Source organism: Streptomyces sp. NPDC058534, from assembly GCF_042717365.1.
GTDB lineage: Bacteria > Actinomycetota > Actinomycetes > Streptomycetales > Streptomycetaceae > Streptomyces.
On sequence record NZ_JBHXNW010000060.1, the window covers coordinates 43,684 to 53,076 of the forward strand.

The 9,393-nt window shown below is 71.9% G+C and carries 11 protein-coding genes and 2 tRNA genes; 3 read left to right on the forward strand and 10 right to left on the reverse strand.

Annotated elements, in window-relative coordinates:
- The first annotated feature begins 87 nt into the window (after window positions 1-87).
- Entirely contained in the window at window positions 88-1,152 is a 1,065-nt protein-coding gene (locus ACFWR9_RS30170) for an adenosine deaminase (RefSeq protein WP_383847360.1), read from the forward strand.
- 75 nt (window positions 1,153-1,227) lie between these two features.
- Here ACFWR9_RS30170 and ACFWR9_RS30175 read toward each other — a convergent pair whose 3' ends face one another.
- From ACFWR9_RS30175 to ACFWR9_RS30215, 9 genes are all read right to left on the reverse strand, one after another.
- Entirely contained in the window at window positions 1,228-2,283 is a 1,056-nt protein-coding gene (locus tag ACFWR9_RS30175) for a UDP-N-acetylmuramate dehydrogenase (RefSeq protein WP_383847362.1), read from the reverse strand.
- A gap of 92 nt (window positions 2,284-2,375) precedes the next feature.
- Window positions 2,376-2,756, reverse strand: a complete 381-nt coding sequence (locus ACFWR9_RS30180; protein WP_383847364.1) for a DUF3291 domain-containing protein — start codon at window positions 2,754-2,756, stop codon at window positions 2,376-2,378.
- A gap of 33 nt (window positions 2,757-2,789) precedes the next feature.
- Window positions 2,790-4,283: an MFS transporter gene (locus ACFWR9_RS30185; RefSeq protein ID WP_383847366.1), complete on the reverse strand. Its 1,494-nt coding sequence runs from the start codon at window positions 4,281-4,283 to the stop codon at window positions 2,790-2,792.
- 110 nt (window positions 4,284-4,393) lie between these two features.
- Window positions 4,394-4,981 (reverse strand): TetR/AcrR family transcriptional regulator, encoded by a 588-nt coding sequence (locus tag ACFWR9_RS30190; RefSeq protein WP_383847368.1) that lies wholly within the window; start codon window positions 4,979-4,981, stop codon window positions 4,394-4,396.
- 113 nt (window positions 4,982-5,094) lie between these two features.
- Window positions 5,095-5,571: a MaoC family dehydratase gene (locus ACFWR9_RS30195; protein WP_383847380.1), complete on the reverse strand. Its 477-nt coding sequence runs from the start codon at window positions 5,569-5,571 to the stop codon at window positions 5,095-5,097.
- A 20-nt stretch (window positions 5,572-5,591) separates the two neighbouring features.
- The gene (locus ACFWR9_RS30200) at window positions 5,592-6,044 is read right to left on the reverse strand and encodes a MaoC family dehydratase N-terminal domain-containing protein (protein ID WP_383847369.1); all 453 of its coding nucleotides are present in this window, start codon (window positions 6,042-6,044) and stop codon (window positions 5,592-5,594) included.
- Between the two features lie 125 nt (window positions 6,045-6,169).
- On the reverse strand, window positions 6,170-6,334 hold the full coding sequence (gene rpmG / locus ACFWR9_RS30205; protein ID WP_006347275.1) for a 50S ribosomal protein L33: 165 nt from the start codon (window positions 6,332-6,334) through the stop codon (window positions 6,170-6,172).
- 89 nt (window positions 6,335-6,423) lie between these two features.
- Window positions 6,424-6,496, reverse strand: a tRNA-Met gene (locus ACFWR9_RS30210).
- A 46-nt stretch (window positions 6,497-6,542) separates the two neighbouring features.
- A tRNA-Thr gene (locus tag ACFWR9_RS30215) sits at window positions 6,543-6,615 on the reverse strand.
- A 212-nt stretch (window positions 6,616-6,827) separates the two neighbouring features.
- On the opposite strand from ACFWR9_RS30215, the gene ACFWR9_RS30220 reads away from it, so the two are divergent.
- Both ACFWR9_RS30220 and ACFWR9_RS30225 read left to right on the forward strand, forming a co-directional pair.
- Window positions 6,828-8,117 (forward strand): hydrolase, encoded by a 1,290-nt coding sequence (locus tag ACFWR9_RS30220; protein WP_383847371.1) that lies wholly within the window; start codon window positions 6,828-6,830, stop codon window positions 8,115-8,117.
- Between the two features lie 145 nt (window positions 8,118-8,262).
- Window positions 8,263-8,919 (forward strand): SDR family oxidoreductase, encoded by a 657-nt coding sequence (locus tag ACFWR9_RS30225; protein WP_383847374.1) that lies wholly within the window; start codon window positions 8,263-8,265, stop codon window positions 8,917-8,919.
- A gap of 54 nt (window positions 8,920-8,973) precedes the next feature.
- On the opposite strand, the gene ACFWR9_RS30230 is transcribed toward ACFWR9_RS30225, so the two are convergent.
- A complete protein-coding gene (locus ACFWR9_RS30230; protein ID WP_125495718.1) occupies window positions 8,974-9,192 on the reverse strand; it encodes a hypothetical protein in 219 nt (72 codons plus the stop codon).
- Window positions 9,193-9,393 lie beyond the last annotated feature (201 nt).

Sequence of the window (9,393 nt, forward strand, 5' to 3'; positions counted from 1 at the left end):
CCGGGGTGCCCTGTTTGTTTGTGCGAGCAAGACCACGTACGGGGAAAGTGCTGTCGGGCCGGGCGTGTCGTGCGGCAGGATCACCGAATGCTGTGCTCTTCAGGGGGACACCCCCCGAACCCCCCGCGTGTACGTGATGTCTCTGAACTGCCGAAGGCCCATCTCCACCTGCACTTCACCGGGTCGATGCGGCCCGCGACCCTGCTGGAACTGGCCGACAAGCACGGTGTACGACTGCCCGAGACGCTGACCGAGGCGCTGGGCCGCGGGGAGTCGCCCAAGCTGCGGGCGACGGACGAGCGGGGCTGGTTCCGCTTCCAGCGGCTGTACGACGCGGCGCGGTCGTGTCTGCAGGAGCCGGAGGACATCCAGCGGCTGGTGCGGGAGGCCGCGGAGGAGGATGTGCGGGACGGGTCGGGGTGGCTGGAGATCCAGGTGGACCCGACGTCGTACGCGCCGCGGCTGGGCGGGCTGATCCCCGCGCTGGAGATCATCCTGGACGCGGTGGAGACGACCGTGCGGGACACCGGGATCGGGATGCGGGTGCTGGTGGCCGCGAACCGGATGAAGCATCCGCTGGACGCGCGGACGCTGGCCCGGCTGGCGGTACGGTACGCGGACCGGGGCGTGGTCGGGTTCGGGCTGTCCAACGACGAACGCCGGGGCATGGCCCGGGACTTCGACCGCGCGTTCGCGATCGCGCGCGAAGGGGGGCTGCTGTCGGCGCCGCACGGCGGTGAGCTGACGGGGCCGGCGTCGGTGCGGGACTGCCTGGACGACCTGGAGGCGGACCGGATCGGGCACGGGGTGCGGGCGGCGGAGGACCCGCGGCTGCTGAAGCGGCTCGCCGACCGGCAGGTGACGTGCGAGGTGTGTCCGGCGTCGAACGTCGCCCTGGGCGTGTACGAGAAGCCGGAGGACGTGCCGCTGCGCAGGCTGTTCGAGGCGGGGGTGCCGATGGCGCTGGGCGCGGACGACCCGCTGCTGTTCGGGGCGCGGCTGGCGGCTCAGTACGACTTCGCCAGGGAGCACCACGGGTTCACGGACCCGGAACTGGCGGAACTGGCACGGCAGTCGGTGCGGGGGTCGGCGGCGCCGGCGGACGTGAAGGAGAAGTTGCAGGCCGGGGTGGACGGGTGGCTGGCCGGGTAGCCGGGCGGGGTGGACGGGTAGCCGGGCGGGGTGGACGGGTGGCCGGCCGGGTAGCCGGGCCGGGCCCGGCAGGGCCTAGAGGCGCACGCCCACCGTCACCGGCTCGTTGACCAGCGTGACGCCGAACGCGTCGTGGACGCCGGCGACGACCTCGCGGGCCAGCGCCAGCAGGTCCTCCGTGGTGGCCTCGCCGCGGTTGGTCAGCGCCAGCGTGTGCTTCGTGGAGATGCGGGCGGGGCCCGTGCCGTACCCCTTGGTGAAGCCGGCCCGGTCGATCAGCCAGGCCGCCGAGGTCTTGATGCGGCCGTCCCCCGCCGGGAAGGCGGGCGGCTCCGCCGAGTCCCCGAGCCGTTCGGCCACGCGCGAGCGGAACGCGGTGAACTCGTCGTCCGTGAGGATCGGGTTGGTGAAGAACGACCCGGCCGACCAGGTGTCGTGGTCGTCGGGGTTCAGCACCATGCCCTTCCCCGCGCGCAGCTTCAGCACGGTGTCGCGGGCGGCGGTCAGCCGGACCCGGTCACCCGCCTCGACGCCGAGCGCACGGGCCGTCTCGGCGTAGCGGAGCGGAGCGGAGAATCCGCGCGCGTCCTCCAGCCGGAAACGGACGCGCAGCACGACGTACCGCTCGGGTTCGGCCTTGAAGCGGCTGTTGCGGTAGGAGAAGTCGCAGGCCGCGTTGGAGAGGGTGACCGTCTCCCTGTTCCTGCGGTCGTACGCCGTCACCTCGGTGATCGTGGAGCTGACCTCCTGGCCGTACGCGCCGACGTTCTGGATGGGGGTCGCGCCCGCCGAGCCGGGGATGCCGGCCAGGCACTCGACGCCGGCCAGTCCGGCCTCGACGGTGCGGGCGACGGCGTCGGACCAGATCTCGCCGGCCGCCAGCTCCAGCGTCGTGCCGTCGAGGGTGAGGCCGCGCGAGGCGATGTGCAGGGCGGTGCCGTCGAAGCCCTTGTCGCCGATGACCAGGTTGGATCCGCCGCCGATGAGCAGCAGGGGCGTGCCGGTGTCGTCGGCGTCGCGGACGGCGGCGATCACCTCGGCGTCGGTCGTGGCCGTGATCAGCCGGGTCGCCGGTCCTCCGAGTCGGAAGGTGGTCAGCGGGGCGAGAGGGGCGTCATGGAGTTCCTGCACGCGCTCAAGACTACGAGACGGCACTGACAGCCCCGGCCGGCGGTGAAGGAAGAAGGGAATGCCCCGACCGGACCGCCGGGGCGTTCCCTTCTTCACCGCAAGCGCCGGCGTACTTCCGCCCAGCTCACCGGCAGCTCGTCGCTCGACGCCGGCCAGGAGGCGAACTTCGCGTCCCGCATCTGCGCGGCCAGCCCGCGGGAGGCCGGGACATGGGTGCCGGAGCGGGCGAAGTCCTTGAGCGCCTCCGGCGACTCCCAGGCGGACAGCGTCCAGAAGGTGCGCTTGAAGGGCTCCGCCTTCAGGGAGGCGCCGTACGCTCCTCGCGCGCCCCTGACCTGCCGCCACACGCCCGGCGTGCGCGCCAGGAACTTCAGCGCTCCCCACAGCGTGCGGGTCTCGAAACGGGAGGCGAAGACGTGGACCTCGGTGGCCTGCGGCGGCCGGTTCGGCACGGTCCAGGGAAGGGTGGGCATGGCGGGCTCTCCTCTCGTCCTGCGTGGGTGCGGTCAGCTGGTGGCCGCCGGGGCGGGGGCGGTCTTGGCCGGCTCCCGGGTCGAGTCCGGGTTCGGGTTCTGGTTCGCTTCCGGCGTGTCCGTGGGCGTCCGGTCCGCCTGGCGACCTGCCGGGATCAGCAGGGCCGCGACGCCTCCGAGGGCCACCAGCGCCGCGCCGACCGCGACCGCGGGCCGCAGTCCGTCGACGAAGATCTGGGGGGTCTCGTAGCCGCCCTGCGCCGCGAAGATCGAGGACATGACCGCGATACCGAGCGCGCCGCCCACCTCACGCAGGGCGTTGTTGGCGCCGGACGCGATGCCCTGCTCCTTCGACGTGACGCTGGACATCACCAGGGCGGAGGCGGGGGCGAAGTACAGGGCCATGCCGATTCCGCTGATGATCAGACCGGGCAACTGGATCGCGTAGGAGGCGTCGGCCGTGATCACCCAGGCGAGGTAGGCGAGGCCGGCCGCCTGGAGGAAGAGTCCCGCGGCGACGACCGGGCGCCCTCCGACGCGGTCCGAGAGGATGCCGGCGATGGGCGCGACCAGCATCGGCATGCCGGTCCAGGGCAGCATGCGCAGCCCCGCCTCGGTGGGCGAGTAGCCGAGCACGCCCTGCATGTACTGGCTGAGCAGGAAGATCGAGCCGAACATCCCGAGGAACATCAGCAGGCTCGCCGCGTTGATCCCGGCGAAGGCGCGGGAGCGGAAGAGCCGCATGGGGAGCATGGGGTTCCTGGCGCGGGTGCTGTAGAGGATGAAACCGGCGAGCAGCGCGGCCCCGGCGAACAGGGCCGTCAGCACCACGGAGCCGGTCCAGCCGTCGACGGGGCCGCGGACCAGGCCGTAGACGATGCCGAAGAGTCCGCCGCTGGCGAGCAGAGTGCCGGTGACGTCGAGCGGTGCGCCGCTGCCGTACGACTCGGTGAGGCGGAGGCGCGCGAGAGGCAGCAGGGCCAGTCCCAGCGGAACGTTCAGCCAGAAGATCCACTGCCAGGAGATGTGTTCGGTGAGGGTGCCGCCGACCAGCGGACCCGAGGCCACGGCCAGCCCGTTGACGGCACCCCAGATGCCGTACGCCATCCCGCGGCGGTCGGCGGGGACGGCGGCCGTCAGCAGGGTCAGGGTGAGCGGCATCATGATCGCCGCACCGACGCCCTGGACCGCGCGGGCGGCGATGAGCGAGTCGATGCCGGGGGCCATGGCCGCGGCGGCGGAGGCGACGGTGAAGACCGTCAGGCCGACGATGAAGAGCTTGCGGCGGCCGAAGCGGTCGCCGAGTGCCGCGCCGAACATCAGGAGGACGGCGAAGGTGAGCGTGTACGCGCTCACGGTCCATTCCAGGTCGTGCAGCGCCCCGCCCAGGTCCTCGCGGATGGAGGGCAGCGCGGTGGTGACGACGAGGTTGTCGAGGGCGGCCATGAATCCGGCGACGCTGGTGATGACGAGGGCCCAGACCGCTCCCCCGCCGCGTGCGCTCTGACCTGCGCTGTGCTGTGACATCTCTCCCCCAGAGGGTGTGCACCGCTTACGGTTCCGTGTGGTTAGTAATTGATGACTAACTTTTGCGGGCGTACGTGGGCACTCATTCGCGCCCCCGCGCTCCCTACGCGCTACGGGCTTTCCTGGCTCTGGCTTTCCCGGCTCGGCTTGGCCCGCGACGAGATGTAGAGGCCCTCCCAGATCCGGTGCCCCGGCGGAAAGCCCATGCCGGCCAGGGTGTTGACGAGCATGCCGTACGCCATGAAGGTCGTCGTCTCGTTGACGTCGCCCCCCAGGGGCACGTGGACGGTGTCCCAGAGTTCCAGCCAGCCCCTGCGTACCATCTCGCCGAACTCGTGATCCCCGGACGCCTCGGCCGCGGCGACCGTGACGTACACCTGCAACTGCATCTGAAGCTTCTCGGGGTGATCGGCGATCAGCTGCGTGTAGGCCTCGGCCATGGAGTGCAGGGCCTCTTCGCCGTGCAGCCCCTCGGACGCCGTCTCGAACACCTCGCGCGTGTCCTGGAGACAGCGTTCCGCCACCGCGAGGAAGATCGCCTTCTTGCCGGGGAAGAGCCGGAAGAGGTACGGCTGGGAGACACCAACCCGCTTGGCGATGGCCTCCGTGGAGGTGCCGTAGTAGCCACCCCGGGCGAACTCGGTCGTCGCCGCGCGGATGACGCTCTCACGCCGCTCCTCTGCGCTCATCCTGACCATGAGCCGTAAGTTAGTGCTCAATCACTAACTATGTCAAGCGGGGGCCGAGGGCAGCCGAAGAGAACAACCGAGTAAGGGGCGTCCTCACTGGAGAACGCCCCTTACCGCACCACTCAGCCCAGGCGGACGACCGCCCGGGACATGCCGAGGACCTTCTGGCCGCCGCTGGTGGCCGTGAGGTCGACGCGGACGGTGTTGTCGTCGAGCTTGGCGGCGACCTTGCCGCTGACCTCGATCACGGCACCCTGGTCGTCGTTCGGGACGACGACGGGCCGGGTGAAGCGGACGCCGTACTCCACGACCGCGCCCGGGTCGCCGACCCAGTCGGTGACCACGCGGATCGCCTCTGCCATGGTGAACATGCCGTGCGCGATGACGTCCGGCAGGCCGACGTCCTTGGCGAACTTCTCGTTCCAGTGGATCGGGTTGAAGTCACCGGAGGCGCCCGCGTACTGGACGAGCTTGGCGCGGTCCACGGGGAAGGACTGCGCGGGCAGTTCGGTGCCGACCTCGACGTCGCCGTACGCGATCCTCGCGGTGGCGGGAGACGCGGGAGACGTGGGCGAGCCGGGAGAGGCGGGAGGCGTCATGGTGGGGTCCGTCACGGTGCTCACGCCTCCTCGGCCGCGCGGGCCACGAGCTTGGTCCAGGCGGTGACGACGTGCTCGCCGAGCTCGTCGTGGACCTCGCCGCGGATGTCCAGGACGTCATTGCCGGCCAGCGACTTGATCGCTTCGATGGTCGAGGTGACGGAGAGTCGGTCACCGGCCCGCACCGGGCGGACGTAGGCGAACTTCTGGTCGCCGTGCACCACCCGGCTGTAGTCGAGGCCCAGCTGCGGGTCCTCGACGACCTGCCTGGCCGCCTTGAACGTGATCGAGAACACGAAGGTCGGCGGGGCGATCACGTCCGGGTGGCCGAGCGACTTCGCGGCCTCCGTGTCCGTGTACGCCGGGTTGGCGTCACCCACGGCCTCGGCGAACTCGCGGATCTTCTCCCGGCCCACCTCGTAGGGCGCGGTCGGCGGGTAGGTCCGCCCCACGAACGACTGGTCGAGCGCCATGGGCTCGCTCCTCCTGCTGCTTTGCTTTGCTCTGCTGTGCGGTGGGTGTCCGTGCTGGGCACCACTGACCCAAACGACGCGAGGCCGCCCCCAGAGATCGGGGACGGCCTCGTGTACGAGCCTTGTTATCGCGTTTCGCGGTGCGCGGTGTGCGCCTTGCAACGCGGGCAGTGCTTCTTCATCTCCAGTCGGTCCGGGTTGTTACGCCGGTTCTTCTTGGTGATGTAGTTCCGCTCCTTGCACTCCACGCAGGCCAGCGTGATCTTCGGGCGGACGTCGGTGGCAGCCACGTGAGTGCTCCTTGACGGACGAGTTGATGATATTAACGCAGGAAAGAGTAGCCGATTGAAGGACCGACCCCGCAATCGGCTACTGAGAGTAGCGGTGACCGGACTTGAACCGGTGACACAGCGATTATGAGCCGCTTGCTCTACCGACTGAGCTACACCGCTGTGATGCGATCGGGCACCGTCGCGCGACGGGAACCTCTCACACCAGAGCCCCAAAACGGAATCGAACCGTTGACCTTCTCCTTACCATGGAGACGCTCTGCCGACTGAGCTATTGGGGCGAGCGATGAAGACATTACACGGTCGCCCGCCGTTCGCCCAAATCCGTTTCGTCGCCCCTGACCCGTCCCGTACCCACCCCTCCGGAGCGGTGGACCGCGCCGGTACGACTATTGCGCTCCTCCGCGCCACGGGCTGATCACCGTCCTAGGCTCGACTCACTCTGCGTGATCTTGCGTCCCCCACTGCGCAGCCCCGAGCCCAGAGGAGCGCGATGCCCGACAGCCAGCCGCAGCCGCCCCGTTCGCCCTCCCCCTCGGGCCCCGCCGACCGCGGCTCGCTCCTGCTCTCCGGGGCTCGGCTCACCGACGGCCGGACCGTGGACGTGCGGCTCCACGGCGGGCGCATCGAGGCCGTCGGCACCGCCGGCAGCCTGACGCCGGCCCGCACGCCGGGACCCGGCACGCGCGTCGACCTCGGCGGCTACCTGCTGCTCCCCGCTCCCGCTGAACCCCACGTCCACCCCGACACGGCCCTGACCGCCGACGTCCCGGGCCCCGTCTCCTACGACCCCGAGGACGTCCAGCGCCGGGCCACGGAGGCCGCCCTGCTCCAGCTGGGACACGGGGCGACCGCGCTGCGGGCGCACGTGCGCGTGGGCGACGTCGCGGGGCTGGGCGCGCTGACCGCCGTACTGCGGGCGCGGCGTTCGCTGCGCGGGCTGGCCGAGCTGACGGCGGTGGCCATGCCGAGGGTGCTGACCGGCGTGGCCGGGGCCGACGGGCTGGCGATGCTGCGGGACGCGGTCAAGATGGGCGCGGACGTGGTGGGTGGCTGCCCCGACCTGGATCCCGATCCGGCGGGGTACGTGGAGGCGGTCCTGGAGGTCGCGGCCGAGCACGGCTGCCCGGTCGACCTGCACACGGACGCGGCCGATCCGGCGCGGCTGGCCCGGCTGGCTGCCATGGCGGGCGGGCTGCGCCCGGGGGTGACCCTCGGTCCCTGCGAGGGCCTTGGCCTGCTGCCGGCCGAGGTCGCTTCCCGGGCGGCGGAACAGCTCGCGGCGGCCGGGGTGACGGTGGTCTGCCTGCCACAGAGCGCCTGCGGCGCCGCCGACCACCCCGACGGCACGGCTCCGGTACGGCTGCTGCGGGCGGCCGGGGTACGGGTCGCCGCCGGGAGCGGCGCGCTGCGGGACGTCTCCAACCCCGTCGGGCGCGGTGACCCCTTGGAGGCGGCGTACCTGCTCGCCTCACGCCACGGGCTGCGCCCGGAGGACGCGTACGAGGCGGTGAGCACGGAGGCACGGGCGGCGCTCGGTCTGCCGGAGGTGCGGGTGGAGGCCGGATTCCCGGCCGAGCTCCTCGCGGTACGCGGCGACCGGCTGGCGGGGGCGCTGTCCCTGGCGTACAGCCGGCTCGTGGTGCACCGGGGGCGCGTGGTGTCGCGGACCAGCGCGGTACGGGAGTACGGCGACCAGAACGGGGCGGCGGACCTGGGGCTGCCTCGGCAGGGGCGGGGGGAGCGTGGGGGGCGTGGGGGCCATGTGGAGGGACCGGGCTGAGGGGGTGGGCTGAGGGCGTGGGGAGGACCGTTCCCGGTGGACGCCCCTCATGATCACCCGCGCTCACCCGGCATCCGGTGGCCGTGCCGGGGAGCGGGCCGAAGTCGTGCGGCGCGGGCGGCTGTCGGGGCGTACGGTCGAAGACATGCGCATTGTCATCGCTGGTGGTCATGGTCAGATCGCGCTGCGGCTGGAGCGGTTGCTCGCCGCGCGCGGTGACGAGGTGGCGGGCATCATCCGCAAGGCCGAACAGGCGGACGATCTCCGTGCGGCCGGTGCCGAACCGATCGTGCTCGATCTGGAGTCGGCCTCGCTGGAGGAGGTCGCGGAACGTCTGCGGGGCGCCGACGCGGCGGTCTTCGCGGCTGGGGCGGGCCCCGGAAGCGGGGTGGACCGCAAGGACACGGTGGACAAGTCGGCGGCGGTCCTCTTCGCGGACGCGGCGGTCCGGGCGGGCGTACGACGCTTCGTGGTCGTGTCCTCCATGGGCGCCGATCCCGCGCACCACGGGGACGAGATCTTCGACGTCTACCTGCGCGCCAAGGGCGAGGCCGACGCGCACGTCCGCTCGCTGGACGAGCTGGACTGGACGATCCTGCGCCCCGGCATGCTGACGGACGACGCGGGCACCGGCCTCGTACGGCTGGAGGCGCACACCGGTCGCGGCCCCGTCCCGCGCGACGACGTGGCCGCGGCCCTGGCGGAACTGGTCGACACCCCGGCGACGCACGGCCTGACCCTGGAGCTGATCAGCGGTTCGACGCCCGTGTCGGTGGCGGTGAAGTCGGTGGCCGGGAACTGAGGCGGGCGCGGGACGAGCGGGAGGCGCCGGGCGGACGCGGGGCGCGCGACGCGGTCAGAAGAGGGGCAGCTGTCCGGGAAAGTCGGGGACGACATACCCGTCCAAGGACGGCTGCGCCGCCCCGAGTTGCGCCGTCCGCCGCGATCCGGGACAGGAGACCAGCTCGCCGCCGCCCCGCGCTCCGGGCGGGTCATGGCGCGCGTACCGCCCCGCGACGACGGCGATCTCGCGACGGCACTCGGGGCACATTCTGCGACGGGAGGACGAGGCCATGGCCCCCAGTCTGCCCGCAACGCACGCCCGCCGGGCGCCCACGCGCACGAGCCTCTCGGGCGCAGCACATGACGAAGGGCCCCGGGTTCAGCAGGTTAGGATCGGACGCGGGGCCGTTGGTGACCGGGGGGGGGGCCCCGGTTCGAAACAGGGGATGCGGAGCCCGCGGCTGTTGAGAGCTCGAGCAGTAGCCCCGCGGGG

Bases quoted from the DNA above. Each gene is read 5' to 3' on its own strand.
- ACFWR9_RS30170 (WP_383847360.1), top strand. From the start codon at position 88: ATGCTGTGCTCTTCAGGGGGACACCCCCCGAACCCCCCGCGTGTACGT.
- ACFWR9_RS30225 (WP_383847374.1), top strand. From the start codon at position 8,263: ATGCGCATTGTCATCGCTGGTGGTCATGGTCAGATCGCGCTGCGGCTG.
- ACFWR9_RS30230 (WP_125495718.1), bottom strand. From the start codon at position 9,192: ATGGCCTCGTCCTCCCGTCGCAGAATGTGCCCCGAGTGCCGTCGCGAG.
- ACFWR9_RS30195 (WP_383847380.1), bottom strand. From the start codon at position 5,571: ATGACGCCTCCCGCCTCTCCCGGCTCGCCCACGTCTCCCGCGTCTCCC.
- ACFWR9_RS30200 (WP_383847369.1), bottom strand. From the start codon at position 6,044: ATGGCGCTCGACCAGTCGTTCGTGGGGCGGACCTACCCGCCGACCGCG.
- ACFWR9_RS30185 (WP_383847366.1), bottom strand. From the start codon at position 4,283: ATGTCACAGCACAGCGCAGGTCAGAGCGCACGCGGCGGGGGAGCGGTC.
- ACFWR9_RS30220 (WP_383847371.1), top strand. From the start codon at position 6,828: ATGCCCGACAGCCAGCCGCAGCCGCCCCGTTCGCCCTCCCCCTCGGGC.
- ACFWR9_RS30180 (WP_383847364.1), bottom strand. From the start codon at position 2,756: ATGCCCACCCTTCCCTGGACCGTGCCGAACCGGCCGCCGCAGGCCACC.
- ACFWR9_RS30190 (WP_383847368.1), bottom strand. From the start codon at position 4,981: ATGGTCAGGATGAGCGCAGAGGAGCGGCGTGAGAGCGTCATCCGCGCG.